28 protein-coding genes and 1 tRNA gene are annotated in these 25,672 nt (G+C 73.4%); 19 read left to right on the top strand and 10 right to left on the bottom strand.

Features of this window, described 5'->3' with window-relative positions; genetic code table 11:
- The first annotated feature begins 69 nt into the window (after positions 1-69).
- Positions 70-519, top strand: coding sequence for a molybdopterin-dependent oxidoreductase (locus ACZ6ZI_RS10680; RefSeq protein WP_363059498.1), 450 nt, complete (start codon positions 70-72; stop codon positions 517-519).
- A gap of 7 nt (positions 520-526) precedes the next feature.
- Here the strand turns inward: ACZ6ZI_RS10680 and ACZ6ZI_RS10675 are convergent, their stop codons facing one another.
- Entirely contained in the window at positions 527-1,603 is a 1,077-nt protein-coding gene (locus ACZ6ZI_RS10675; RefSeq protein ID WP_469518549.1) for a serine hydrolase domain-containing protein, read from the bottom strand.
- Between the two features lie 106 nt (positions 1,604-1,709).
- On the opposite strand from ACZ6ZI_RS10675, the gene ACZ6ZI_RS10670 reads away from it, so the two are divergent.
- Positions 1,710-2,012 (top strand): hypothetical protein, encoded by a 303-nt coding sequence (locus ACZ6ZI_RS10670; protein WP_469518547.1) that lies wholly within the window; start codon positions 1,710-1,712, stop codon positions 2,010-2,012.
- A 78-nt stretch (positions 2,013-2,090) separates the two neighbouring features.
- On the opposite strand, the gene ACZ6ZI_RS10665 is transcribed toward ACZ6ZI_RS10670, so the two are convergent.
- Entirely contained in the window at positions 2,091-2,510 is a 420-nt protein-coding gene (locus ACZ6ZI_RS10665; protein ID WP_469518545.1) for a TOBE domain-containing protein, read from the bottom strand.
- Between the two features lie 228 nt (positions 2,511-2,738).
- On the bottom strand, positions 2,739-3,551 hold the full coding sequence (locus ACZ6ZI_RS10660) for a VOC family protein (RefSeq protein ID WP_469518543.1): 813 nt from the start codon (positions 3,549-3,551) through the stop codon (positions 2,739-2,741).
- Positions 3,552-3,712: 161 nt separating this feature from the next.
- On the opposite strand from ACZ6ZI_RS10660, the gene ACZ6ZI_RS10655 reads away from it, so the two are divergent.
- Together ACZ6ZI_RS10655 and ACZ6ZI_RS10650 are read left to right on the top strand one after the other, a co-directional pair.
- The gene (locus tag ACZ6ZI_RS10655; protein ID WP_363059508.1) at positions 3,713-4,297 is read left to right on the top strand and encodes an HhH-GPD-type base excision DNA repair protein; all 585 of its coding nucleotides are present in this window, start codon (positions 3,713-3,715) and stop codon (positions 4,295-4,297) included.
- Positions 4,298-4,403: 106 nt separating this feature from the next.
- A complete protein-coding gene (locus tag ACZ6ZI_RS10650; protein ID WP_469518540.1) occupies positions 4,404-4,877 on the top strand; it encodes a cupin domain-containing protein in 474 nt (157 codons plus the stop codon).
- On the opposite strand, the gene opcA is transcribed toward ACZ6ZI_RS10650, so the two are convergent.
- Together opcA and ACZ6ZI_RS10640 are read right to left on the bottom strand one after the other, a co-directional pair.
- Positions 4,826-5,758, bottom strand: coding sequence for a glucose-6-phosphate dehydrogenase assembly protein OpcA (opcA, locus tag ACZ6ZI_RS10645; protein ID WP_363059512.1), 933 nt, complete (start codon positions 5,756-5,758; stop codon positions 4,826-4,828). The two genes, ACZ6ZI_RS10650 and opcA, sit on opposite strands and share 52 nt — an antisense overlap.
- Before the next feature lie 98 nt (positions 5,759-5,856).
- Positions 5,857-7,542, bottom strand: coding sequence for a helicase HerA-like domain-containing protein (locus ACZ6ZI_RS10640; RefSeq protein WP_469518537.1), 1,686 nt, complete (start codon positions 7,540-7,542; stop codon positions 5,857-5,859).
- A gap of 126 nt (positions 7,543-7,668) precedes the next feature.
- Between ACZ6ZI_RS10640 and ACZ6ZI_RS10635 the strand changes: the two genes are divergently transcribed.
- The gene (locus ACZ6ZI_RS10635; RefSeq protein WP_008740979.1) at positions 7,669-7,965 is read left to right on the top strand and encodes a type II toxin-antitoxin system VapB family antitoxin; all 297 of its coding nucleotides are present in this window, start codon (positions 7,669-7,671) and stop codon (positions 7,963-7,965) included.
- A 79-nt stretch (positions 7,966-8,044) separates the two neighbouring features.
- Positions 8,045-8,728 carry a LytR C-terminal domain-containing protein gene (locus ACZ6ZI_RS10630; protein ID WP_363059516.1) on the top strand — a complete coding sequence of 228 codons (684 nt, stop codon included), beginning with the start codon at positions 8,045-8,047 and terminating at the stop codon, positions 8,726-8,728.
- A 73-nt stretch (positions 8,729-8,801) separates the two neighbouring features.
- Here ACZ6ZI_RS10630 and upp read toward each other — a convergent pair whose 3' ends face one another.
- The gene (upp, locus tag ACZ6ZI_RS10625; protein WP_363059518.1) at positions 8,802-9,437 is read right to left on the bottom strand and encodes a uracil phosphoribosyltransferase; all 636 of its coding nucleotides are present in this window, start codon (positions 9,435-9,437) and stop codon (positions 8,802-8,804) included.
- Positions 9,438-9,751: 314 nt separating this feature from the next.
- Here upp and ACZ6ZI_RS10620 point away from each other — a divergent pair, with 314 nt between their 5' ends.
- The 13 genes from ACZ6ZI_RS10620 (at position 9,752) to ACZ6ZI_RS10560 (ending at position 19,620) form a co-directional block, all read left to right on the top strand.
- Complete coding sequence (locus ACZ6ZI_RS10620) at positions 9,752-10,702, top strand: universal stress protein (protein ID WP_469518533.1); 951 nt, start codon at positions 9,752-9,754, stop codon at positions 10,700-10,702.
- A 183-nt stretch (positions 10,703-10,885) separates the two neighbouring features.
- Complete coding sequence (locus tag ACZ6ZI_RS10615; protein ID WP_363059521.1) at positions 10,886-11,095, top strand: hypothetical protein; 210 nt, start codon at positions 10,886-10,888, stop codon at positions 11,093-11,095.
- Between the two features lie 169 nt (positions 11,096-11,264).
- Positions 11,265-11,813 carry a tRNA adenosine deaminase-associated protein gene (locus ACZ6ZI_RS10610; RefSeq protein ID WP_363059523.1) on the top strand — a complete coding sequence of 183 codons (549 nt, stop codon included), beginning with the start codon at positions 11,265-11,267 and terminating at the stop codon, positions 11,811-11,813.
- A gap of 62 nt (positions 11,814-11,875) precedes the next feature.
- A complete protein-coding gene (tadA, locus tag ACZ6ZI_RS10605) occupies positions 11,876-12,304 on the top strand; it encodes a tRNA adenosine(34) deaminase TadA (protein WP_469518682.1) in 429 nt (142 codons plus the stop codon).
- 92 nt (positions 12,305-12,396) lie between these two features.
- Positions 12,397-12,481: transfer RNA gene (locus tag ACZ6ZI_RS10600), tRNA-Ser, on the top strand.
- An 86-nt stretch (positions 12,482-12,567) separates the two neighbouring features.
- Positions 12,568-12,858: a hypothetical protein gene (locus ACZ6ZI_RS10595; RefSeq protein ID WP_363059524.1), complete on the top strand. Its 291-nt coding sequence runs from the start codon at positions 12,568-12,570 to the stop codon at positions 12,856-12,858.
- 356 nt (positions 12,859-13,214) lie between these two features.
- Positions 13,215-13,376 (top strand): hypothetical protein, encoded by a 162-nt coding sequence (locus ACZ6ZI_RS10590; protein WP_164720920.1) that lies wholly within the window; start codon positions 13,215-13,217, stop codon positions 13,374-13,376.
- Between the two features lie 231 nt (positions 13,377-13,607).
- Complete coding sequence (locus ACZ6ZI_RS10585) at positions 13,608-14,660, top strand: RNA polymerase sigma factor SigF (RefSeq protein WP_469518530.1); 1,053 nt, start codon at positions 13,608-13,610, stop codon at positions 14,658-14,660.
- A 231-nt stretch (positions 14,661-14,891) separates the two neighbouring features.
- Positions 14,892-15,731, top strand: a complete 840-nt coding sequence (locus tag ACZ6ZI_RS10580) for an RNA polymerase sigma factor SigF (RefSeq protein WP_363059528.1) — start codon at positions 14,892-14,894, stop codon at positions 15,729-15,731.
- Between the two features lie 71 nt (positions 15,732-15,802).
- Positions 15,803-16,660, top strand: a complete 858-nt coding sequence (locus tag ACZ6ZI_RS10575) for a hypothetical protein (protein ID WP_469518527.1) — start codon at positions 15,803-15,805, stop codon at positions 16,658-16,660.
- A gap of 171 nt (positions 16,661-16,831) precedes the next feature.
- On the top strand, positions 16,832-17,293 hold the full coding sequence (locus tag ACZ6ZI_RS10570) for a MarR family winged helix-turn-helix transcriptional regulator (protein ID WP_469518525.1): 462 nt from the start codon (positions 16,832-16,834) through the stop codon (positions 17,291-17,293).
- An 83-nt stretch (positions 17,294-17,376) separates the two neighbouring features.
- Complete coding sequence (locus tag ACZ6ZI_RS10565; RefSeq protein WP_469518679.1) at positions 17,377-19,026, top strand: MDR family MFS transporter; 1,650 nt, start codon at positions 17,377-17,379, stop codon at positions 19,024-19,026.
- 216 nt (positions 19,027-19,242) lie between these two features.
- Positions 19,243-19,620 (top strand): hypothetical protein, encoded by a 378-nt coding sequence (locus tag ACZ6ZI_RS10560; RefSeq protein WP_469518523.1) that lies wholly within the window; start codon positions 19,243-19,245, stop codon positions 19,618-19,620.
- A 50-nt stretch (positions 19,621-19,670) separates the two neighbouring features.
- Here the strand turns inward: ACZ6ZI_RS10560 and ACZ6ZI_RS10555 are convergent, their stop codons facing one another.
- The 4 genes from ACZ6ZI_RS10555 to ACZ6ZI_RS10540 form a co-directional block, all read right to left on the bottom strand.
- A complete protein-coding gene (locus ACZ6ZI_RS10555; RefSeq protein WP_469518521.1) occupies positions 19,671-20,297 on the bottom strand; it encodes a TetR/AcrR family transcriptional regulator in 627 nt (208 codons plus the stop codon).
- Between the two features lie 196 nt (positions 20,298-20,493).
- Positions 20,494-22,770, bottom strand: a complete 2,277-nt coding sequence (locus ACZ6ZI_RS10550; RefSeq protein WP_469518518.1) for an ArnT family glycosyltransferase — start codon at positions 22,768-22,770, stop codon at positions 20,494-20,496.
- Positions 22,767-24,113, bottom strand: coding sequence for a bifunctional glycosyltransferase family 2/GtrA family protein (locus ACZ6ZI_RS10545; RefSeq protein WP_469518517.1), 1,347 nt, complete (start codon positions 24,111-24,113; stop codon positions 22,767-22,769). Before ACZ6ZI_RS10545 ends, ACZ6ZI_RS10550 begins: the two co-directional genes overlap by 4 nt.
- Positions 24,114-24,138: 25 nt before the next feature.
- Complete coding sequence (locus ACZ6ZI_RS10540; protein ID WP_469518677.1) at positions 24,139-25,638, bottom strand: sensor histidine kinase; 1,500 nt, start codon at positions 25,636-25,638, stop codon at positions 24,139-24,141.
- Positions 25,639-25,672: the final 34 nt, after the last annotated feature.

Genomic DNA, 25,672 nt, shown 5'->3' with positions numbered 1-25,672 from the left:
CGACTCGTATATCCCCATGAACCTTGCACATGAGGTTCCAGCGGGACACGAGTCGGGCATGACATCCGCATGGCCTCCTTCCTGCTGCACGGCGAACTCGACCGTCCCGCGACCCTGAGCGTCGCCGACCTGCGGGCCTGGCCGCAGCACCGCGCGGAGGTCACCTTCGACTGCGCGACGAACGGCCCGCAGCGGCACGTCTTCAAGGGCGTGCTGCTGCGGGACGTCGTCACCGGGGCCGGGCCGGTCTTCGACGCCCGGCGCCGCAAGGACCGCGGCCGCTACGTCCTCGCGGTCGGCGGCGGCGACGGCCACCACACCGTCCTGTCGTGGGCGGAGCTGGACCCGGACTTCCGCGACTGTCCGGTCCTGCTGGCCACCCGCCTCGACGGCGAGGAGCTCGACGGGGCCGGCAGCCAGCTGGTGGTGCCGTCGGACCGCTGCGGGGCGCGGTACGTCAGCGCCGTCACCCACGTCTGGTTCGGGGCCCTGCGGGTCCCGGCCCTGACCCCCGCCTAGGCGGTCCTCAGGCGGTCTCCTGCGCGAGCGCCCTTACCGCGTCGGCCAGTTTGCGGGCCGTGGGGTCGGCGGGGGCCACCAGCCGGGTGTGGACGAAGGCGAACGACAGGCCCCGCGCGCGGTCCGCGAAGGCGAGGGAGCCGCCGCTGCCGTGGTGGCCGAAGGTGGTGGGCTCGCCGCCCATCGGGGTCATGCCGACGAACCAGCCCAACCCCTTGGCGTACCGGACGAGCAGCATCCGGTCCCGCCCGTCCACCGCCGTCCGCGCGGCGGCCTCGACCCGGTCGGGCGACAACAGCCGTACACCGTCCACCTCGCCCAGCAGCGCCGCGTACATCCGGGCCGCGGCGCGGGCGGTCAAGGTGGCGCAGGCGGGCAGGTCGGCGAGGAGGTAGCCGGGTCGGCCGGCGAGGCCGGCGGTGGTCCACAGGCCGCGGTGGGGCGCGATGAGCCGGGTGAAGGGGGCCTGCGCCGGCAGCCCGGCCAGGTACGCCTCCCAGCCGCCCTCCACCAGCGGTGCCACCCGGGGCAGTTCGGAGGCGGGCAGCCCGAAGTACAGCTCGTCGGCGATCCCGAGGGGTTCGGCCACGTACTCCCGCAGCGCCTGCCCGGGGGTGAGGCCGGTGACCCGTCGCACGGTCTCGCCGAGGATCCAGCCGAAGGTCCAGCCGTGGTAGCCGCTGTCGGTGCCCGGCTCCCACAGCGGGCGCAGGTCGGCGACGACCTCGCACATGTGGTCCCAGTCGCACAGCTCGGCGACGGTCAGGGAGCGCGGCAGGTGGGGGATCCCGGCGGAGTGGGTCAGGGCGTGCCGGACGGTGACGCCGGCCTTGCCGTGGGCCGCGAACCGGGGCCAGTAGCGGGCGATCGGGGCCTCGTAGTCGAGCAGCCCGCGCGCGGCGAGGACGTGCACGAGGGTGGCGGTGCAGCCCTTGCCGGTGGAGAAGCCGTGGATCAGGGTGTCGGGGCCGGCGACACCCGCGTACGCCTCCACCAGCGGGCGGCCGTCGCGGTACGCGGCCACCTGGACGCCGCTCTCGGCCCCGGACGCGACCAGCGCGTCCAGGCGCTCCTGGAGTTCCACGCGCCCCTCCTTCACCACCGCACGCCGTGTCACCTTGAGTAGCGACACCCTACCGTCGGTGACGACAGAGGTTCGGGAATCGGGAAGTGAAAGAGGTGGGCGCGGGATGCGCGAGACACGACGCGCGGCGCGGGTGCTCGGGGCGTGCGCGGCGGCGGTGACGCTGGCGCTGGCGACGCCGGGGTCGGCGCAGGCGGCCGACGGGGTGCTGTTCATCGACCGGGCCGCGATCCACGACCCGTCCGGCTGCTACCCGTTGGGCGACTTCGTGCCCTCGGAGGTCGCCAACTTCACCGACGAGACGGCCGCCGTGTGGTCGGGCCCCCACTGCGACGGGCGCGTGACGGCCTTCGTCCTGCCGGGGCAAGTCGTCCGACCCGCCCCGGGCATGAGCCTGTTCATCCAGTAATGGGGCCCGGTGCGGCGCCGGTCGCCCCCGCGTGGCGGGAGGCGACCGGCGCGGCGCACGGCTCGGAGCGCGCGGCCGTCACGCGGCCTGGAGGGAGACCTCGGTCGCCTTGATCAGCGCGACGACCGGGGAACCGGCGGCCAGGCCGAGGGCCTCGACGGCGTCGGCGGTGATGGCGGCGGTCAGGCCGCCCCCGTTCACGTCGACCTTGACGGAGGCCATGGCCGGACCGGTGGCCACGTCGACGACGGTGCCGGCGATCCGGTTGCGGATGGACAGCCCCTCGACGGGACCGGTCGCCAGGGCCACCTCCGTCGCCTTGACCAGGGCCTTCACCGGGGAACCGGCGACAAGGCCCAGCTCCTTGACCGCGTCGACCGTGATCGCGGCGGTGATGTCCTGGCCACCGTCGAGGCGGACCTTGACCGTGGCCATCGCCTCTCCGGCGGTGACGGCGGTGACGGTGCCGGCGATCTGGTTGCGGATGCTCAGGCTCATGACTGTTCGACCTCTTGCGCTAGGAAACACGTGCGTCCGGGAAGGACCGCACGCAACCGAAACTAGGCCGTTCCACTTTGACCCGTGTTCAACCCCTCGCATCCGCCACCCGAATCCACCCGTACGGCTCGCCCCTGCGCCCAACCTGCCTGTGACCAGGCCTTTCATGAGACACGGCGTCGGCGCGGGGGCCTGCGCGGGGCCTGCGCGGGGGCCCGCGCGGGGCGCTCAGGTGAACTCCGGCATCTCCCCGACCGTCGTCGTCAGGTCGATCACCGCGAAGGCCGCGCCCTGCGGGTCCGCGAGGGCCGCGAACCGCCCGAACGGGCTGTCCATCGGGCCGAAGTGCAGCGTCCCGCCGCGGGCCCTGGTCTTCTCCACCGCCTCGTCGCAGTTCGGGACGGCGAAGTAGACCTGGATGTACGAAGGCACCTCCGGCGGGAACTCCTCGCCCATCCGCATCCGGCCGAGCACCGGGTTCTCCGGGCCGCCGACGCCGAAGACCTTGAAGTCCATCCCCTCTTCCTCGGGGTCGTCGCCCGCCTCCATCTGTTGGGCGCTGTAGGAGAACACGCGGGTGAGGAACGCGTCCGCCTTCTCCGGCTCCCGGGTGAAGACCTCCGCCCAGGCGTACGCCCCGGACTCCCCCGTCTTCTCGAAGCCCCTGTGCTCGCCGGGCTGCCAGAGGCCGAAGACGGCGCCGCTCGGTTCCCTGGCGATGGCCATCGTGCCGAAGGAACCGACCCGCATGGGCTCCATCACCACGTCGCCGCCCGCCTCCTGGATCCTCCGGGCGGTGGCGGCCGCGTCGGGCGAGGCGAAGTACAGGCACCACTGCGAGGGCGCGTCCGCCCCCGGCATCGGCGGTACGACGGCCGCGACCGCCTTGCCGTCGGAGTAGGCCTGCGTGTAGCTCCCGTACTCGGTGCTCGCCTCGCCGAAGGTCCAGCCCAGCACGTCACCGTAGAACTCCTTGGCCGCCGCCACGTCGGTGAACATCGCGTCCACCCAGCACGGGGCGCCCTCCTCGAACTCAGCCATGGTCGATCGACTCCTGTGTGTCGTCCTCTGTCCCTGTCCCTGTACCTGTCTGCGTGCGTGTCCGTCGTCTCCACGCTAGGCGGGGGGCCGGACATCCGCGCGACGGCCGCGACGGCGGGCTCACCGCGCGGCGGGCGGGTCGTCGGGGGAGGCTGGAGGGCATGGACGACATCACCATCCGGCTCGCCCAGCAACCCGAGGCCGACGCCCTCCTCGCCCGCAGCCCGCTCGCCGCCCTCACCGGCATGCTGCTCGACCAGCAGGTACCGATGGAGTGGGCGTTCTCGGGGCCCTGGACGATCGCGCGGCGCCTGGGCTCCGACGACCTCGACGCGCACGCCATCGCCGCCTACGACCCGGAGGCCTTCGCCGAGCTGCTCTCGCGCAAGCCCGCCGTGCACCGCTATCCGGGGTCGATGGCGAAGCGGATCCAGCAGCTGTGCGCGTACCTGGTGGAGCACTACGACGGGGACGCGGCGGCGATCTGGGCGGACGCCGCCACCGGAGCCGAGCTGCTGGAGCGGCTGAAGGCGCTGCCCGGTTACGGGGAGCAGAAGGCGCAGATCTTCCTCGCCCTGCTGGGGAAGCGCTTCGGCGTGCGCCCCAAGGGCTGGCGGGAGGCCGCGGGCGGCTACGGGCCGGCGGGCGTGCACCGTTCGGCGGCGGACATCACCGGCCCGGAGTCACTGGCGAAGGTCCGGGAGTACAAGCAGGCGCAGAAGGCCGCCGCCAAGCAGGCGAAGTAGGCGGAGCGGGGGAAGCGGGCGGAGCGGGGCAAGCGGCGCGGGTCGAGGTGACGGACCGGGGCGGGCGGCGCCGGCGGGGCGCGGGGCAGGTCGTAGGGTCGGTTCCATGATCGAGAACCTGACCCGCGCCACGAGCGCCGAGTCCATCACCGACGGCCCCGGCAGCGTCATCACGCTGCTCACCGATACCCCCGAACTCACCTGCAACACCGCGAGCTTCGAGGTCGGCGCGGCCGGCGCCCCGGTGCACTTCCACACCAAGGCGACCGAGTTCTTCCACGTCACCGACGGGGTCCTCGACGTCCTCGTCGGCGACGAGGTCCACACCCTGACCAAGGGCGACTTCATCAGCGTCGCGCCCGGCGTGAAGCACGCCTTCGCCCCGGCCGCGGGCCACACGGCCGAGGTGTTCGTCGGCTTCACCCCGGGCATGGCCCGCTTCGACTACTACCGCCTCCTGGGACGGGTTCGCGCGGGCGAGGCCACCGTGCAGGACATCATCGACAGCCAGCCCGTCTACGACAACCACTACGCGGAGAGCGAGGCCTGGGCCGGGCGTCCGCGCAGCGCCGAGGCGTAGACCTCGTCGGCGTCGAGCCGGCGCAGCTCCTCCGCGATCAGCTCGGCGTCGCTGCGGATCTTCAGGGCCACCCTGCGGTCGGGCCATCCGGGCAGCACCAGCGTGGCCAGCACCCCCGCCGGCCGGTCCACCCTTATCTCCCCGGCCTCGGTCTCCAGCCGGACCCGGGTGATGACCGGCCCGTCGGTGACCACCCGGCGCACCTGCACCTTCAGCCGGTCCTCCAGCCAGCGCGCGAGCAGTTCGGCGCTGGCGTTGTCCGCCTCGCTCTCCACCGCCGCGCCGGTCACCGGGAGCGGCTTCTGGTCGAGGGCCGCCGCCAGGAGCGAACGCCACGGCGTCAGTCGGGTCCAGGCCAGGTCGGTGTCGCCGGGGGCGTACGCGGCGGCCCGACCGTCGAGCGCCGCGACCGGGTCCGGGGCCTCCTGGGCGTCGGTGATGCGTCGCTGCGCCAGTGCGCCCAGCTCGTCGCGGGCCGGGTCGGCGGGGGCGTCCGCCGGCCACCACGCCACGACGGGCGCGTCCGGAACCAGCAGCGGGAGCACCACGGAGCCGGCCTGCGAGGTGAGCTCTCCGTGCAGGCGCAGCAGGACGATCTCCCCGGAGCCGGCGTCGGAGCCGACGCGCAGTTCGGCGTCGAGGCGGCTCTGGCGCAGGCGCTGCGGGCCGCGCCCGCTGCGCTTGATCACCGCGATGATGCGGCACGGGTGCTCGCGCGAGGCCTCGGAGGCCGCGCGTACCGCGTCGTAGGCGTTCTCCTCGTCGGTGACGACGACGAGCGTCAGCACCAGTCCCATGGTGGGGCTGCCGACGGCTCGGCGGGCTTCGAGCAGGGCCCGGTCGACCTTGTTGGACGTGGTGTCGGTGAGTTCGGTCCGCATGCCCCGAGTCTGTCAGCGCCCACCGCACCCCCGACAACCGGTTCGCTTGATTCCGCCTGGAGGACGCGCGTGCTCGCGCGGGCCGCTCCCGCCCGCTCCTACCGTCTGCGGCGGGCCGTGCCGAAGATCGAACGGGAGATCTCCCGGCCGAGTTGGGTTCCGATCGAGCGGGCCAGCGAGCGGAACAGACCGCTGCCCACCACCTGTTCGGCCAGCGAGGGGTCCGGCTTCGGGGCCGTGCGCGCCGCGCGCGCCGCCTCCTTCTCGGCCGCCTTGGCCTGCTTCTCCGCCTCCGCGGCCGCTGCCGCCGCCTCCGCCGCGGCCTCGGCCGCCGCCTGTTCGGCGCTGATCTTCTCGTACGCCGACTCGCGGTCGACGGGCTCCGCGTAACGCGAGTACAGCAGCGAGGCCTTGACCGCGCCCTCCAGGGTCGCCGCGTCGACGGGACCCATCAGCGACCGCGGCGCGCGCAGCCGCGTCGCGGCGACGGGGGTCGGGGAGCCGCCCTCGCTCAGCACGGTGATCACGGCCTCTCCGGTGCCGAGGCCGGTGAGCAGTTCCTCCAGGTCGTACGCGGAGTTGGGGAAGGTCTTCACCGTCGCCTTCAGCGCCTTCGCGTCGTCGGGGGTGAAGGCGCGCAGCGCGTGCTGGACCCGGTTGCCGAGCTGCGCCAGCACGTCGCCGGGCACGTCCTTGGGGGTCTGGGTCACGAAGAAGACGCCGACGCCCTTGGACCGGATCAGCCGCACCGTCTGGGTGATCGACTCCAGGAAGGCCTTCGAGGCGCCGTTGAACAACAGGTGCGCCTCGTCGAAGAAGAAGACCAGCTTGGGCCGGTCCAGGTCGCCGACCTCGGGCAGGTCCGTGTAGAGGTCGGCCAGCAGCCACATCAGGAAGGTGGAGAACAGCTGCGGTTTGTCCTGCACCGCCGGGAGTTCCAGGACGGACACCGTGCCGCGGCCGTCGGCGGCGGTGCGCAGGAACTCGCTCGTGTCGAACTCGGGCTCGCCGAAGAATTCGGTCGCCCCCTGCTGTTCGAAGGCGGTCAGCGCCCGCAGGATCACCCCGGCGGTGACGGTGGACAGGCCGCCGATGCCCTTGAGTTCGGGTTTGCCCTGGTCGGAGACGAGGAAGGCGACCACGGCCCGCAGGTCCTTGAGGTCGATCAGCTCCAGGCCCTTGGTGTCGGCGTAGTGGAAGATCAGGCCGAGGGACTGCTCCTGCGTCTGGTTGAGCTGGAGCACCTTGGACATCAGGACGGGGCCGAAGGCGGTCACGGTGGCCCGCACGGGGATGCCGGTGCCGATGCCGCCGAGCGCGTAGAACTCGGCGGGGCAGCCGGCGGGGTCCCATTCCTGGCCGACGTCGGCGGCCCGTTGGCGGACCTTCTCGTTGTCGGTGCCGGGCGCGGAGATGCCGGAGACGTCGCCCTTGATGTCGGCGAGGAAGACGGGGACCCCGTTCGCGGAGAGCTGCTCGGCGATGAGCTGGAGGGTCTTGGTCTTTCCGGTGCCGGTCGCGCCCGCGACGAGCCCGTGGCGGTTGAGCATCGACAGCGGGATGCGGATCTGGCGGTCCGGCAGGACGACGCCGTCCCACAGCAGGGCGCCGAGGTCGAGGGCGGGTCCGGTGAAGGCGTACCCGTCGGCGATCCGCGCGGCGGGGCCGTCGGAGGCCGGGGCGGGGGCCGCGACGGCGGCCGCGGCGGCGGCGGGCGCGGGGGGCGGCGCGGCCGGGTCCCCGGCGGGGTCGAGCGGAACGGAAGGGTCCGCGTGCTGGCTCATGCATCACTCCCGAGCTCCCGGACTGCGGGTTCCGGACTCCCGTAGTCACCCATTCATACCCTCTGCCACTTTTGCACCACCCGCACGAGGCTGCGCCCGGAGGCGCGGGCCCGGTAGGCTTTCCGTGTGATCTTCAAGCGCATCGGAAGCGGCCGGCCGTACCCCGACCACGGCAGGGAAACGACCCGGCAGTGGGCGGACGTCGCCCCGCGCCCGGTCCGGCTCGACCAGCTCGTGACGACCAAGGGACAGCTGGACCTCGAAACCCTGCTCGCCGAGGACTCGACCTTCTACGGCGACCTCTTCGCGCACGTCGTGAAGTGGCAGGGCGACCTCTACCTGGAGGACGGGCTGCACCGCGCCGTCCGCGCGGCCCTCCAGCAGCGCCAGGTTCTGCACGCGCGCGTCCTGGAAATGGACTGATTGCGCCTTTCGGGTCAGCCTTGCCCGATCAATAGATCATTTAGTAGGCATCGTCCCGACGCGGCACTACGCTGCGCCCATGAGCATGCTCACTCCCCCCGGCATGGGCGGAAAGTACCGCGTCACGGGAGCTGCCTACCCCCGCATGAGCCGTCCCCGGCGCCGCCGGAGGCTGGTCTTCACCGTGCTCGGCTCGGCCCTCGCGCTGGCCCTGCTCGGATACGGGTCCCTGCAGCTCATCGATGTGTTCCGCGGTGGCGACACCGGCAAGCGGACCACCGCGGCCGGCAAGCCCTGCCCCTCGGCCTCCACCGGAAAGGCCGGGGCCGCCGCCAAGCCCGTCTCGGCCCCGAACGCGGCGGCGAGCGCCTCCGCGTCCCCCGCCGCCGCGCTGCCCCAGCCCGGCCAGATCACGGTCAACGTCTACAACGCGACCCCCCGCGCGGGCCTCGCCAAGGCCGTCGGCGACGAGCTGCGCAACCGCGGCTTCGCCGTCGGGCAGGTCGGCAACGCCCCCGCCGACTTCGACAAGAAGGTCCCCGGGCCCGGGATACTGCTCGGCTCCCCCCGGACCGACAAGGCGGCCTACTCCGTACTCGCCACCCAACTCGACGGAGTGACCCAGCAGACCGACGCGCGCGAGGGCGCGGACATCGACCTGATCCTGGGTGACGCCTTCAAGGAACTGAAGCCCAAGGCGGACGCGGACAAGGCGCTGGCCATCCTGGCCAACCCCGTGCCCACGCCCACCGCGAAGTGCTGATCACCCCTCCGGCCGGACCGCCGGACCCGGGAGCTCCCCGACGGTCCGGCGGCCGAACGGCCCGGGCCCTGCCCTATTCGGCCGAGCCGTACATGCGGTCGCCCGCGTCGCCCAGGCCCGGCACGATGTAGCCGTGCTCGTTGAGGCGCTCGTCCACGGCGGCCGTCACCACCGTCACCGGCGTGCCCGCCAGCTCGCGCTCCATGATCTCGACGCCCTCGGGCGCGGCCAGCAGCACCACGGCGGTCACGTCGTCGGCGCCGCGCTTGATGAGCTCCTGGATCGCGGCGACCAGCGTGCCGCCGGTGGCCAGCATCGGGTCGACGACGTAGACCTGACGGCCGGAGAGGTCCTCGGGCATGCGCGTCGCGTACGTGGAGGCCTCCAGGGTCTCCTCGTTGCGGACCATGCCCAGGAAGCCCACCTCGGCGGTCGGCAGCAGGCGGACCATGCCGTCGAGCATGCCGAGGCCGGCACGCAGGATCGGCACGACCAGCGGACGCGGGTACGACAGCTTGACGCCGGTGGTCGGGCCGACCGGGGTCTCGATGTCGGACGCCTCGGTGCGCACGTCGCGCGTGGCCTCGTAGGCGAGGAGGGTCACCAGCTCGTCGGCGAGGCGACGGAAGGTGGGGGAGTCGGTGCGCTTGTCGCGCAGGGTGGTGAGTTTGTGCGCCACCAAGGGGTGATCGACGACCTGCAAACGCACAACATCCTCCAAGACAAGACTCAGCCGGGTTTCGACCTGTGACCTGTGACCCTGCTACCTGCGAACACGGCCGCACGTCGCGACCCGCACCAAAAGGCTACGCGGTGGTACGACCCCGACGCGTCCCCACCACGGCCCCGCCGCGTCCCGGCCGCCTCGAAGCCGTCTCGAAGCCGCCTCGAAGTCCTCCCGAAGTCCTCCCGAGGCCGTCGCGCGGTCCGTCGGCGCCGGTCCGGGACGCGGTCCGGCGCGGTCCGGCGCGGTCCGGCGGCGTCCGAGATGCGGTCCGGGCCCGTCGCGACCACCCTTGACGGATGAGCGTCGGACTGGTGATCGCGGCCGTGGACGGATCCGAGCACAGCCTGCGGGCCCTGGAGTGGGCCCGGCTGGCCGCCCTGCGCCACGACGCCGCCCTCATGGTGGCCCACGTGCTGCCCGACGTCTCCCAGCTCTACGCGGGCCGCCGCTCGGCCCTGCACGACCCGAACGAGCCCGAGGAGTACCCCGACCCGGTCGGCGACCACGTGCGCGGCGTCCTCGAAGCCGCCCCCGAGCTGCCCCGCGAGGTGCACTACGAGGCCCTGGAGGGCTCCGTACCGGAGGCGCTGCGGGCCGTCGGCGCCGAGAGCGCGCCGCTGATGCTGGTGATGGGCTCCCGGGGACGCGGCGGGTTCGCGAGCCTGCTCCTCGGATCCAGCAGCCGGGCCGTCGCCACCACCGCCTCCTGCCCCGTGGTGGTGGTCCCGCACGCCGAGCGCGACGCGCGGGCCGCCGCCGCGGATCCCTCCGCCGGGCGGGTGGTCCTCGGGCTGCACGCCGCCGAGACCCCCGAGGACGTACTGGCCTTCGCGTTCGCGGAGGCCGCCGCGCGGGGGACCACCGTCCAGGTGGTCTCGGCGTACGCGATCCCGCCCGGTCCGACGATGGTGATCGACAGCCCCTTCGCCGTGATCCCGCCCGAGGCCCTCGCCGACGGGGGCGACGCGGTACCGGCCGAACGGGAGATGCTGCGGTCCCAGACCGAGCGGCTCGCCCCGCTGCGGGCCCGGTACCCGGACGTGCCCGTGGAGCAGGCGGCCGTGCCGGGGGACGCGGCGGGGCGCCTGGTGACGGCGTCCCGGGCCGCGGCGCTGGTCGTGGTCGGCCGCCACCATCCGCGCCGCCGCGGGCTGCTGATGGGCTCGGTGGCCACCGCCCTGCTCCAGCACGCGCACGGCCCGGTGGCCGTCGTACCGACGCTGCCCGACGGGGCCGAGGACGCCTGAGCCCCGCCGATCCGGCCCGTCCGGTCGCCCCTGCGGTCCCCACCGGCCACACGGGCCCTTCTGACCTGGGTCGATCCGCGTGGGGGTGGCATCAATCGGGCCGGCCGGGGGAAGGTGGAGGCGAGGGGGGTCTGCTTCGCGCCGGCGGAGGAGGACGACCGGACCAGCCCGGGGTGGTGGCCGATGCCCGAGGTTCAGCAGAGCGGTACGACGACGACGGACGGGAGCGAACCGGACGCGCCGCCGGAGACGGCGGCGCAGCGCAGGGCGCGACGCGCCCAGTTCCTGCGCGATCTGAACGAGGCCCGGGAGCTGCGTGACCGGGTACAGCCCCGGCGCGCCCGAGCGGCCCGCATGCGCCAGCAAATGCGGATGCGCACCTTCCGCTGGTGACCGGCGCCGCGACACGGCCGCCGCGCGGAAGACCTCTCGCAAAGCCGCTGTTTCTGCCACGATGCCGATTGGGCGGGGCACGCGCCGGTGAGCACCACGACCGTCGCACCCCAACCTCCGGCCGGGGGGACCTCCAACCGGCACGCCTATGACCAGTGGGAGAGTCACGGTGTATTTCGCCGCACTGCTCGCGCGCACCGAAGACGGGTGGGAAGCGAGCGACCTGGAACTCGACGACGTCGAGTCCCTCAGTGATCTGATCGATCTCGCCCGATCCGCCGCTGTCGACGACGACACGGTGGTCGCCCTCATCGAGCAGGAGGACGCCTGGTTCGGCGTCATCCGCGTGGACGGCGAGGAGGACCCCCGGTACTTCGTATCGAACGCCTCCGCCGCCGACCGCAGCTCCTACGGCTCGATGCTGACCAAAGAGCTGCTGGGCAGCGACGAGGAGGACGACGATCTCGACGAACTGGACCTGGACGGCACCGAGGACGGCGAGGAGACACCCCTCACCGCTTTCACGGACGAGGAGGACGACGAGGACGACACGTCCCGACCCGGCACCGAACCGGTGACGGCCGGCCCGCTCGGCGACCCGAGGCTGCTCGACGACCTCGGCGTCGGCCACAAGGAACTCATGTCCCTCGACGGAGACGCCCTCACGGAGATCGCCGACGCGCTCGGCGCCACCGACGTACTGGAGGCCGTCCGCTAGTGACCGCCGCGCACGACATCACGTACGACCCCGATCCCGTACGGGATCCCTGGCTGGACTCCATGCGCCTGGCGCTGGAGCAGGCCGCCCTGGCGGTACCGGCCGGCGACGTGCCGGTCGGTGCCGTCGTGCTCGGCCCGCACGGCGACCTCCTCGCCGTCGGGCACAACGAGCGGGAGGCCACCGGCGACCCCACGGCGCACGCCGAGGTGCTGGCGCTGCGCCGGGCGGCCGCCCGGCTCGGGGAATGGCGTCTGACGGGGTGCACGCTGGTGGTGACCCTGGAGCCGTGCGTGATGTGCGCGGGCGCGCTCGTGCAGTCCCGGGTGGCCCGGGTGGTCTTCGGCGCGGGGGACGAGAAGGCGGGCGCGACGGGGTCCCTGTGGGACCTCGTGCGGGACCGCCGGCTCAACCACCGCCCGGAGGTCGTCCGCGGGGTGCTGGAGGACGAGTGCGCACGCCTGCTGACGGACTTCTTCCGGGACCGGTGAGGAGCCGGTGAGGAGCCGCCGAGGGGGCCCCGGGGCGGGCCGCGCACGGCGGATTTGCAAAGCACTCCCCACCGTAGGCTAGGATCTCTCTCGGTAGTGTGTCCGAGTGGCCGAAGGAGCTCGCCTCGAAAGCGAGTATGGGGCAACCCATCGGGGGTTCAAATCCCTCCACTACCGCTCTTGATCGAGAGCCCCGGTTCGTACGAACCGGGGCTCTCGCGTTCGCCCGCGTGACCGCCCGCCCGTTCGGCCGTTGTCACGGCATGACCAAGACCCAGCGCATGCTCGCCGCCTTCGCCCTCGCGGGGGCCGCCGCGGGCCTCGCCGCACCCGCCGCCTCCGCGGCGCCCCTCGCCCCGCTGACCCTCCCGGACCTGCCGTCGCCGGCGGCGGACATGCCGCCGGGCGCCCAGCCCCGTTCGGTCCAGGAGATCGGCGGGAAGCTCAGCCAGGGGGCCAACCAGCTCAACCAGCTGATGACCCTCCCGGACCAGCTCGCCCCCGTGATCGCGCCCGTCCAGCCGATCGTCGAGCTCGCCGGGGCCATCGAGTAGGAGCGCACGCGAAGAAGGCCCCGACCGGAGTCGGGACCTTCATCGTGGGACGGGGGAAGTGGCATCGGGGGGACAAGCCACTTCCCCCGTGGAGGACGGAACCTGCCAGTCCGGGCCGCAGTCAGGGGGGAAGCTTGCGGCTCGGACCCCGCAGTGAGGTCCTGTCCCTCACCCACCGATTTCCTGCCAGAACCGGTGGGCTCGTGTTCAATCCTGCGCCTCTCACGACCGGACACCCACCGGCAAAGGGCCCGGATCAACGGGTCATTGGTCCATAAAGGGCGGGTGAGTGTCCAAACTCGAACAGTTAGACTCACCCGACTTCGCAGGACCGGTTGGGGAGGCCGACACCGTTCATGGACACCAAGAAGCTCATCACGGGCGTCCTCACCGTGTTCGTCCTCTTCGTGATCATCACCCAGCCCAAGCGGGCGGCCGAGATGGTCGGAATAGGCTTCCAAGGCATATCGGATGCCGCCTCCGGCATCGGCGAGTTCATCACCGAACTGGTGAACTGAACCCGTACGCTGAAGCGGATTCCAGGCTTTCCGGCCCCCCACTCCGACGGGTGGGGGGCTTTTCGCGTTCCCGATCGCCACACCGAATGCCCCATATGCCCAACTTGCCCTCAACACGGCGATATACGGTGCTTGCACACAGTCCACATCTCTTGTGATGCTATGACCGCTTTTGACGGATGAGTTGAACGAAGGGGTGGCGTGACCGTGCCGGCCAGTACTGCGCCTCAGGTGCCTCCCCAGCAAGAGCTCCGCCACCACCGGGAGCAGGCCCGTACGGAGGGGCGCGCGGAGGCCCGTACGGAGGCGCCCCGGGGGGCGCGTACGGGCACGCGAGAGCAGGAGCGCGCGCAGGCGCGCGAAGAGGCGCGCGCCGATGCGGAGGAGCCGCCGGAGGACCTTCCGGCGGCGACCCGGACGGAGGCTCCCGCCGCCGCCTCGGCGGACGTCCGGGAGGACGCCCGGGAGCACCCGCGCGAGGAAGTCCGGGAGGAGGCGCCCCCCGCCCCCAGGACGTCGAGCCGGGGCGCCGACACCCGGGCCCTGACCCAGGTGCTCTTCGGGGAGCTGAAGGGCCTGGAACCGGGCACCAGCGAGCACCACCGGGTGCGCGGGGCCCTCATCGAGGCGAACCTCCCGCTCGTGCGGTACGCGGCGGCTCGCTTCCGCAGCCGCAACGAGCCGATGGAGGACGTCGTCCAGGTCGGCACCATCGGCCTGATCAACGCGATCGACCGCTTCGACCCGGAACGCGGTGTGCAGTTCCCGACCTTCGCCATGCCGACCGTCGTGGGCGAGATCAAGCGCTACTTCCGCGACAACGTCCGCACCGTCCACGTCCCGCGCCGGCTCCACGAGCTGTGGGTGCAGGTCAACGCCGCCACCGAGGACCTCACCACCCTCCACGGCCGCACCCCCACCACCCCCGAGATCGCCGAGCGGCTGCGCATCAGCGAGGACGAGGTGCTCTCCTGCATCGAGGCCGGCCGCAGCTACCACGCGACCTCGCTCGAAGCCGCCCAGGAGGGCGACGGCATGCCCGGCCTGCTCGACCGGCTCGGCTACGAGGACCCCGAACTGGCCGGGGTCGAACACCGGGACCTCGTACGCCACCTGCTGGTCCAGCTCCCCGAGCGCGAGCAACGCATCCTGCTCCTGCGGTACTACAACAACCTGACGCAGTCGCAGATCAGCGCCGAACTCGGCGTCTCGCAGATGCACGTCTCCCGGCTGCTCGCGAGGAGCTTCGCCCGTCTGAGATCCGCAAACAGGATCGAGGCCTAACCGGATCGGGTGGAGGGATTTCAGCGTTTCCCTACAGAACCGGCTCATTCCGCTCGGCCGGTGCTCTGTCACTGGAGATACTTGTCGACATGACGCTACAGCGTGTTGCCGACATGTGACATTCTGCTGGAACCGCGTTTGCCGCAGCCCCGCCTCCGGTATTCAGGTGGAGGCTGCGTTCCTCCGACGGGCGCGCCCATACGCGACCGTCCGCGACCTCAAGGGGGTGGCATGTCCGTAGACCAGGGCAGCTCCAAGGTGCTCACGCTCGTCAAGCGTGAAGAGCCCGCCGTGTCCGACCGCTCGGAAGCCATCGACACCCGCACCCTCTCCCGCTCCCTCTTCCAGCGCCTGGCGACCCTGGACGCGGACAGCCCCGAACGGGCCTACGTACGCGACACCCTGATCGAGCTGAACCTGCCCCTCGTGCGCTACGCGGCGGCCCGCTTCCGCAGCCGCAACGAGCCGATGGAGGACATCGTCCAGGTCGGCACCATCGGCCTGATCAAGGCGATCGACCGCTTCGACTGCGAACGCGGCGTGGAGTTCCCGACGTTCGCGATGCCGACCGTCGTGGGCGAGATCAAACGATTCTTTCGGGACACCTCCTGGTCCGTCCGCGTCCCGCGCCGGCTCCAGGAGCTGCGCCTCGCGCTGACCAAGGCCAGTGACGAGCTCGCCCAGAAGCTGGACCGCTCGCCCACCGTGCCGGAGCTCGCGGCCGTGCTCGGGGTCTCCGAGGAGGAGGTCGTCGACGGTCTCGCCGTCGGCAACGCGTACACCGCCTCCTCCCTGGACTCGCCCTCCCCCGAGGACGAGGGCGGCGAGGGTTCGCTCGCGGACCGGCTCGGCTACGAGGACACCGCGCTCGAAGGGGTCGAGTACCGGGAGTCCCTGAAGCCGCTCCTGGCCAAACTCCCGCCCCGGGAACGGCAGATCATCATGCTGCGGTTCTTCGCCAACATGACCCAGTCGCAGATCGGCGAGGAGGTCGGCATCTCCCAGATGCACGTCTCCCGGCTGCTGACGCGCACCCTGGCCCAGCTCCGCGCCGGGCTGATCGGCGAGTAGTCCTCGGCCGACGGCCGGCGAACGCCGCTTTCGGGGTTCTCATTTGACGTCGCGTCAGGAAAACTGGCGCGATGCGAAGGGGACCCCGTACGGCGCTCACCCTCACCGTCGCCGCGTGCTGCGCGGCCGCCGCCGCCCTGACCGGCTGCGGCGGCCCGGGACGGGACGGCTACGCCGCCGTGGGAGCGGTGGCCCCCGGGCCCGAGCGGGGCGCGGGGGAGAACGTCGCACCCCGGGGCGGCCTGGAGTTCCAGTCGCTGCCCGCTCCGACGCCTCCCGCCGCCCCCGAGTCCGCCACCGCCCCTACGTCGCCCGGCTCCGCGGGGTTCCCGGCGCCCGGTCGCTCCGCCGGGGGCGGAGCGACCGCCGCCGACCCCGGTGGCTCCGTACCGCCGCCCGGCACCCCCCGGGACCCGGCGGGACCACCCCCGCAGACCGGCACCGGGGGCGCGGGCGGCACGGGGGGCTCCGGCGGCTCGGGGGCTTCCGGCGGATCGGGGGGCTCCGGCGGATCGGGCTCCTCCGGCGGCTCCGGGAACCCGCCCGGCACACCGCCCACCTCCCCGCCCGGCACCGGACCGGGAACGAGGCCTCCCAGCACCACGCCGCCGCCACCCGCGAGCCCGGCGCGGGTGACCGTCGGCGCCCCGATCCGCGCGGCGGCGTCCGAGCGCCGGTGCGAGCGCGTCACCGTGACCTTCACCAACACCGGCGGCACCGCGGTCCGTTCGGGCACCGTGTCCTTCGCCACGCACATCATCGGCGCGCTCGGCATCGACTGGGCCACCGTCACCACCACGCAGCCCCTGCCCGCCCCCCTCGCCGGCGGCGCCTCGAAGACGCAGACCTACACGGTGTGCGTGGAGGCCTGGCGGGTCCCCCTGGGCATGCGCGTCGAGACCCGCGCCGTCACGGCCGGCTGGAGCTGACGGACCCCTCCGCGACTCTGCCGCGGCACCGCCACCACCCTGCGGCGAGTCCTCCGGGGCCCGCCGCGGGGTTTTCCGATTCCTTTACCGCCCCACCCCCCGAATTCATTTGCCTGTAGCAACCATCCGCTTCTATCGTTGCCCTAAGCAACGAGATGGGGGGGTGGTCCCGTGACCACGCAGACGCCGACGCAGACGCCGACGCCGACGCCGACGGCACGGGGCACCCGCTACGAGGAGCTGGCCCGCCGGCTCACCGGGATCGGCGCGGTCAAGAGGGACCTCGCCCGGACCCTGCCCGCCGACTGCCCGCCCGGAGCCGCCGCCGTACTGACCGTGCTCGACCGGCACGGCCCGATGCGGCTCAGCAGGCTGTCCGAGCTGATGGCCGTCGACATCTCGGTCTCCAGCAGACACGTCGCCCACGTGGCGGAACGCGGCTGGATCGACCGGGAGACCGACCCCGGCGACGGACGCTGCCGGATCCTGCGCCTGACCCCGGCGGGCCGTGACCTGCTCGCCGAACTCGGCGCCCGCTACACGGTCGCGCTGGAGAAGGCGCTCGCCGACTGGTCGGCCGAGGACATCGACACGCTCAACACCCTGCTGGCCCGACTCCGATCGAGCTTCTAGACCAAAGGAACCACATGGCTACGACCACACCCTCCGGTGTGCGGGAAGGCGGCCGGTCGAAGGCCTCGTCCGACGGCGCACCCATGACCCACCCCCAGATCATGAAGGCGCTGTCCGGGCTCATGCTCGGCATGTTCGTGGCGATCCTGTCCTCCACGATCGTCTCCAACGCCCTGCCGCAGATCATCAGCGACCTCGGCGGCACCCAGTCCTCGTACACCTGGGTCGTCACCGCCGCCCTGCTGTCGATGACGGCCGCCACCCCCCTGTGGGGCAAGCTGTCCGACCTCTTCAGCAAGAAGCTGCTCGTCCAGATATCCCTGGTGATCTACGTCCTCGGCTCCGTCGTGGCCGGCCTCTCCCAGAACACCGGCATGCTGATCGCCTGCCGCGTGGTCCAGGGCATCGGCGTCGGCGGCCTCTCCGCCCTCGCCCAGATCGTGATGGCCGCGATGATCTCCCCGCGCGAGCGCGGCCGCTACAGCGGCTACCTCGGCGCGGTCTTCGCCGTCGCCACCGTCGGCGGCCCGCTGCTCGGCGGCGTGATCACCGACACCGACTGGCTCGGCTGGCGCTGGTGCTTCTACGTCGGCGTCCCCTTCGCGATCATCGCGCTGATCGTCCTCCAGCGGACCCTGCACCTGCCGGTCGTCCGCCGCGACGTCAAGGTCGACTGGCTCGGCGCCTTCCTCATCAGCGCCGCGGTGTCCCTGCTGCTGATCTGGGTCACCCAGGCCGGCGACTCCTACGCCTGGATGTCCTGGACCACCCTGGCGATGACCGGCGGCGCGCTCGTGCTCGGCCTGCTCTTCCTGCTCGTCGAGTCCCGCGCGAGCGACCCGATCATCCCCCTGCGCCTGTTCCGCAACAAGACCATCAGCCTGGCCTCCGCGGCCTCGCTCTTCGTCGGCATCGCGATGTTCTCCGGCACGGTCTTCTTCAGCCAGTACTTCCAGCTGGCCCGGAACGAGTCCCCTACCATGTCGGGCGTCCTGACCATCCCCATGATCGGCGGCCTCTTCGTCTCCTCGACGGTCTCCGGCCAGATCATCACCAAGACCGGCAAGTGGAAGGCGTGGCTGGTCTCCGGCGGCGTCCTGCTGACCGCCGGACTCGGCCTCCTGGGCACCCTGCGCTACGACACCGCGTACTGGCAGATCGCCTGTTTCATGGCGCTGACCGGCCTCGGCCTCGGCATGATGATGCAGAACCTGGTCCTCGCCACCCAGAACCAGGTCGCCCCGGAGGACCTCGGCGCGGCCAGCTCCGTCGTCACCTTCTTCCGGTCCCTGGGCGGTGCCATGGGCGTCTCCGCGCTCGGTGCCGTCATGGCCACCCGGGTCACCCACTACGTCCAGGACGGCCTCACCGCGCTCGGCCCGAAGGCCGCCGCGATGGGCCACGGCGGCACCGGCGGGGGCGGGATCCCCGACCTCGACAAGCTGCCCGCGCCGATCCGCACCGTCATCGAGTCCGCGTACGGGCACGGCGTCGGCGACGTCTTCCTCTACGCCGCCCCCTTCGCGCTGCTGTCGCTGGTGCTGTGCCTCTTCATCAAGGAGGTCGCGCTGAAGTCGAAGCCGTCCGCCACGACCCCGGCCGCCGAGGGCACCACCCGGATCCCCGTCCCGGCCCCGACCGGCGAGGCACGGGCCACCGCTTCCGCGCAGGCCGCTCCGGCCCCGATCGGGTCCGCCGGGTCCGCCGGGTCCGCGAGCGTCGACCGGCCGTAGGCTCCGCGCCCCGACCCACCGGTGCCCCGTCACCCCCGCCCGGGGGCGACGGGGCACCGGCCGTTCGGGGGAGGGCGGGTCCCGGCGGGCGCGGGCCCATGGTCCCGACACCGGTGACCTCGGGCCCGGCGCCCCGCGCGGCCCGGGCGCCCATGCTGGAAGCCGTGCCCGGCGTACGACCGACCCGGGCGCGCAACGGCCCCGGCGAGGAACAGCATGTCCATCCGCACCACCCTCACGACCCTCGCCCGGCGGCTGCGCCGCCCCGAACACCCGGACGCGGCGGTGCTCCCGGACGCCGCCCACCTGTTGGTCCGCGCCCCGCGGCACGGGGCGCGCTGGCCGCACGGCAGCCCGCAACAGGTCGTCTGGCAGCTCGCGGGAGTCCTCGGACACCCCCTCGACGTCCGTCTCGTCACCATCGAGGTCGGTCTGGCCCGCACCGTGGCCGTCCTGGCCGAGGGCCTGGAGCCGGGGGAGGCATGCACCGCGATCACCGTGCCCGAGGTTCCCGCCGGCACCTACCGCGTCCTGGTCACCTCGGCCGGCGCGCCCGACGCGTACAGCGCGGAGATCACCGTCACGGAGGCCTGAGGGGACGGGCGCCGGTCCACCCGCCGGCCCGCGACCGTCGGCCCGGTCCGTCAGCCGCCGGCTTGACGGGCGGCCTGCGCCTCGATGCCCGCGATCAGGACGTCGACGGCGAGGTCGAACTCAGCCTCGGGGGCGCGCCGTACGTCCGCCCCACACCCCTTGAGGAACCGCGACACGGCCAGGTGGGCGCCCGTCCGGCCGGGGTCCACCAGGTCGGCGGCGTCCAACAGCCGGTGCAGGGCGGCGTCGAAGGCCCGCGCGTGCGGCCCGATGTTCGGGTAAGCCGTGCTCAGCGGGGCCACCCACGGGTGCTCCACCAGCAGGCGCCGGTAGTCATGGGCCAACGCCCGCAGCCCGACGGGCCAGGGCTCCCCCGGAGACGGACCGGCCGGCGGCGACTGCCGGCCCAGCGCGCTGTCCAGGGCGAGTTCGAGCAGATCGTGCTTGGTGTCGACGTACCAGTACAGGGACATCGCCGTGACCCCCAGCTCGGCCGCCAGCCTGCGCATCGAGAAGCGGGCCAGCCCCTGCGCGTCGAGCAACCGGACGGTGGCGGCCGTGATCCGGTCCCGGTCCAGGGCCGAAGGCGCCTCACCGCGCCGCCGGGCCGGGGTGACGGGTCCGGCGGCCAGCCACACACTGGCCCTGGCCTCGCCCGGATCGGCCTCGGTCACCATGGAGGCACCCTCCTCACCACAAGGGGATCAGCCCGGAATGCCCGGTCCGCCCTCTTGATGCTAGGGGGTGATGCCTGGATCCTGACCTGACCGGGGCCGGATCCAGGCGGGTTGACGGCGGGTTGACGGCGGGTCGGCGGCGGGTTCGCGGTAGGTCGGCGGGCGGGGCGCCGGCGGACGCGACCCCCCGCCCGCGTCAGGACGTACCGGACACCGGGGACGTGAGGTCGTAGAAGGTGGCCCCGCCGACGGTGGTCGCCCGGAAGTTCGCCCGGACCCAACCGTCGATGGCGTTGCCCGCGGCCCCACCGGGACCACCGGCGCGGGCGCCGCCCGGTGCCGCGGCGCCGGCACCCTCGCCGCCCGGCTCGCCCTGGAGCGTGCCGGAACCGATGAACCAGTGGATCCGGCCCTCCTTCACGTACGCCTGGAACCGCTCCAGGGTCGGGGAGGGGTCACTGCCGTTGAACCCGCCGATCGCCATCACCGGCTCCCCGGAGGCCAGCTGGTAGCTCGCCGCGTTCTGGGAGCCGACGGTCGCGGCGGCCCAGGTGTGGCGGGAGGCGCCGTCGCGCAGCGCGGCCTTCGCCTCGTCACCGACCCTGGTCCCGCCCAGCAGCCCACCGGGACCGCCCCCCTGACCCCCGGGGCGGGCCCGGCCGGCCTGACCGCCGGGACGGGCTTGGCCGGCGCGGTCCGTGGCACCGCCGTCGGGTGCTCCCGTGCCGTCCGCGGCGGTACCCGGACCGCCGGGACCCCCGCCCGGGGCCCCGCCCGGACCGCCACCCGAGGCCCCGCCCTGGGCACCGCCCGGGAAGCCTCCGGCCGCTCCGCCCGGGAAGCCGCCCCGCATGCCGCCCTGCGGGAGGGCTTCGCCGCCCGCGCCGAACCGCGCCGGCGCGCCCCCGGGGCCTCCCGCTCCGCCCGGTCCGCCCCGGGCACCGGCCACCGCCGGACCCGCGGTCACGATGGAACCCGTGTGCCCCGTGCTCACCGTCGTCAGGCAGTACGCCAACGGCCCGGCCAGCGCCGCGCCCAGCCCGACCGCCACCACCACGGGCACCGCCCGACGGCCCAGCCGCGCGGCGAAGGGCAGCGCGAGCGCCGCGCCCACGCCCGCCACCAGGACCGTCCAACGCAGCCACGGCAGGTACCCGGTCGCGCGGCCGAGCAGGACGAAGGCCCAGCAAGCGGTCAGCGCGAGGGTCCCGGACAGGGTCAGCGCGGCGGGCCACGCCCCCCGCTCCTCCCACAGGACGGCCGCCCCCATGCCCACCAGCGCGGCCACGAAGGGTGCCAACGCGACCGTGTAGTACTCGTGGAAGATGCCCTGCATCCAGCTGAACACCACGGCCGTGATCAGCAGGCCGCCGCCCCAGGCCAGGAAGGCGGCGCGGGCCATGCCCTCCAGGGAGTCGGTGGTCCGGCGGGCCCGCCAGGTGATGACCAGGCCGGCCACGAGCAGCACCAGGGCCGCGGGCAGCAGCCAGGAGATCTGACCGCCGATGTTGGCCGAGAACAGCCGGTCCACGCCGGTCTCGCCCCAGCCCCCGCCGCCCGGACCCCCGGAGCGGCCTCCGCCGCCGACGCTGCCCGTCTCGTTGCCGTTGATGCGGCCGAGGCCGTTGTAGCCGAGGGTCAGTTCCAGGAACGAGTTGTTCTGCGAGCCGCCGATGTACGGGCGGGACGCGGCGGGCCACAGCTCCACGATCGCCGTCCACCAGCCGCCGGCCGCCACCATCGCGAGCCCGGCGAGCGACAACTGCCGCAGGCGTCGCAGCGGGCGGGTCGGCGCGCAGAACGCGTAGAGGAGGACGAGGGGCGGCAGGATGACGAACGCCTGGAGGGTCTTGGTCAGGAAGGCGAACCCGACCGCGACCCCCGCCCACACCAGCCACCGGGTGCGCGCCCCGTCCAGGGCGCGCAGGACGCAGTGGACGGTGATGGTCAACAGCAGCGTGAGCAGCGCGTCGGGGTTGTTGAAACGGAACATCAGCGCGGCGACGGGCGTCAGTGCGAAGGCCGCGCCGGCGATCAGGCCGGCCGCCGGTCCGAACCAGCGGCGCACGGAGGCGTACAGCACGGCGGTCGTGGCGACGCCCATCAGGGCCTGCGGGGCGAGGATCTGCCAGGAGCCGAGCCCGAAGAGCCGTACGGACAGGGCCATCGGCCACAGCGCGGCCGGGGGCTTGTCGACGGTGATGGAGTTCCCCGCGTCGGAGGAGCCGAAGAAGAAGGCCTTCCAGCTCTCGGAACCGGCCTGGACGGCCGCGGAGTAGAAGGAGTTGGCGTAGCCGGAGGCCGCGAGGTTCCACAGCAGCAGGAGGGCCGTGGCGAGCAGCAGGGCGGCGAGGGCGGGCCGTTCCCACCGGGGGCGGGCGGCGGCGTACCGGGTGGTGGCGGAACCGGCCGTCGCCCCGGAGGGGGGTGCGGGCTCGGTGGGCGGGAAGAGCGGCGGCGCGGCCGTGGTCACGGGCCCTCCTTCGTGGTGGTCGGGGTGTGGACGGCGGTGTCGGGTCGAGGGGTCGGACGCGGCTCGGGGCGGGGCTCGGGCCGGGGTACGGGGCGTGGTACGGGCCGGGGTTCGGGGAAGATCCAGGCCCGGAAGAGCAGGAAGCGGATCACGGTGGCGGCGAGGTTCGCGGTGATCAGGACGGCCAGCTCCGTGCCGTGCCCCGGTCGGGAGCCGGCCGCCGCGAGGGCGGCGAGCGAGCCGCTGGTCAGGGCGAGGCCGATGCCGAACACCACGAGTCCCTGGGCCTGGTGACGGACCGCCCGGGCCCGGCCGCGTACGCCGAAGGTCAGCCGCCGGTTGGCGGCGGTGTTGGCGACGGCGCACAGCAGCAGCGCCGCCGCGTTGGCGCCCTGCGGCCCGGCCAGGGCGCGCAGCGCGGAGTAGAGCACCAGGTAGAGCAGGGTGCTGAGCACGCCGACCACGCAGAAGCCGAGGAGTTGGCGGGCCAGCCCGCGCGGTACCCCGGGCAGGGCCGTCCGGTCGCGCGGGTCGTCGCCGAAGGGGCGGGCGAGCCGGTCGAGCGGGAGCGCGCCGACGGCCAGCGCCCGGCCGACCCGCCAGACGCCCTTGAGGTCCTCGGTGGCGGTCCGGACGAGGTGGACGGTGGAGTCGGGGTCGTCGACCCAGTCCACGGGGACCTCGTGGATGCGCAGTCCGGCCCGTTCGGCCAGCACCAGCAGCTCGGTGTCGAAGAACCAGCCGGAGTCCTCCACGAGCGGCAGCAGCCGTTCGGCGACCTCGCGCCGGATGGCCTTGAACCCGCACTGGGCGTCGCTGAACCGGGCGGCGAGCGAGGAGCGCAGCAGCAGGTTGTAGGCGCGGGAGATGAACTCCCGTTTCGCCCCGCGCACCACGCGCGAGGAACGGGCGAGGCGGGTGCCGATGGCGAGGTCGGAGTGGCCGGAGATCAGCGGCGCGACGAGCGGCAGCAGCGCGTTGAGGTCGGTCGACAGGTCCACGTCCATGTACGCGAGGACGGGTGCCTCGGAGGCGGACCACACGGTGCGCAGCGCCCGACCGCGGCCCTTCTCCTCCAGCCGCGTGCTGCGCACCCCCTCGATCTCGGCCGCGAGGGCGGCAGCGACCCGCGGGGTGCGGTCGGTGCTCGCGTTGTCGGCGATGGTGATGCGGAAGGGGTACGGGAAGGACCGGGTGAGGTGCGCGTGCAGTCGGCGCACGCACGGGCCGAGGTCCTTCTCCTCGTTGAAGACCGGGATCACCACGTCGAGTACGGGCAGCCCCGGCAGCGGCGCGAGCGGCGTCCGTGCGGGCAGGGCCCCGGGAGAGGTGTCGGTTGGCATGCTCCGACCCTCGCGGGGCGCGCTGTCACCGGTGTGTGCTCAGGCTGTGACCCGTCTGTGAGTGCGCGGCGCCGGCCGCGAGGGGGAGTTCGACGTCGAAGGCGGTCCGTCCCGGCTCGCTGCGCACGCCGACCTCGCCGCCGTGCGCGGCCACCACGGCCTGGACGATGGCGAGGCCGAGGCCGGTGGATCCGGCGGCGCGGGAGCGGGAGGCGTCTCCGCGGGCGAAGCGTTCGAAGACGTGGGGCAGCAGGGCGGGCGGGATCCCGGGGCCGTCGTCCTCGATCCGGAGCCGGACGGCGGATGTTTCACGTGAAACACGGGCCGTGACGGTGGTGCCGGGCGGGGTGTGGGTCCGGGCGTTGGCCAGGAGGTTCACCAGCACCTGTTGGATCCGGGCCGCGTCGGCCCGTACGGGCGCGGGCTCGTCGGGGAGGTCGAGCCTCCAGTGGTGGTCCGGGCCGGCGGCGCGGGCGTCGCTGACGGCGTCCACGACGAGCGGGGCGAGGTCGATCCCGTCGTCGCCCTCGTCCCCGGTGTCGAGCGGGCGGCCGGCGTCGAGACGGGCCAACAGCAGCAGGTCCTCGACCAGCCCGGTCATCCGGGTGGCCTCGGACTCGATGCGGGACAGTGCGTGGCGGGTATCGGGTCCGGTCTCCTCCCGACCCCGGCGGGTCAGTTCGGCGTAGCCGCGGATGGAGGCCAGGGGGGTGCGCAGTTCGTGGCTCGCGTCGGCGACGAACTGGCGGACCCGCATCTCGCTGTGTTGGCGGGCGGTGAGCGCGGAGGAGACGTGGCCCAGCATCCGGTTGAGGGCGGCGCCGACCTGGCCGACCTCGGTGCGGGGGTCGGCCTCGGCGTCGGGCACCCGCTCGTGCAGGGCGGGTTCACCGCTGTGCAGGGGGAGTTCGGAGACCCGGGTGGCGGTGGCGGCGACCCTGCGCAGGGGGCGCAGGGCGGCTCCGACCAGGGCCTGGCCGGCGAGGGAGGCGGCGATGAGTCCGGCCGCGGTGACGGAGACCTCGGCGGCCACCAGGATCCGTACGGTGGAGTCGACCTCGCGCAGCGGGAGGCCGAGGACGAGACGTCCGTCGGGGGCGGTACGGACCCGGTAGGCGCCCAGTTCGGGTACGTCGAGGTCGACCGTGCCCGAGCCGGCCCGGGCCGCCGCGCGGGCGGCCTCGGTGAAGGCCCGCGTCTGGGCCTCGGTGAGGGGCTGCACGTGGTCGACGGACTCCTGGCCGGCGGGGGTGCTGCGCGCGGTGGCGAGCACCTTGCCGAAGGGGTCGAGACGGACGCCGGCGGTGCCGGAGGGGTTTCCGGGGGCCAGGACGAAGCCGACGCTGTTCTCCCGCGCCGCCTTCCCGCCCCCGGGGCCCCGGGTGGCCATCTCCAGGGAGACCCGCAGCTGCTCGTCGAGCCGGTCGACGAGGTACGAGCGCAGGGCGAGGGTGGTAACGGTGCCGATGGCCGCCCCCACGACGGCGATCAGGACCACCGCCGAGACGACGAGCCGGGTCCGCAGGGACCAGGGCCGCCGGCGCGGGCCGCGACCCGCC

It is taken from the genome of Streptomyces sp. NPDC103540, assembly GCF_055584445.1.
This window is presented reverse-complemented; position numbering and strand designations above follow the sequence as displayed.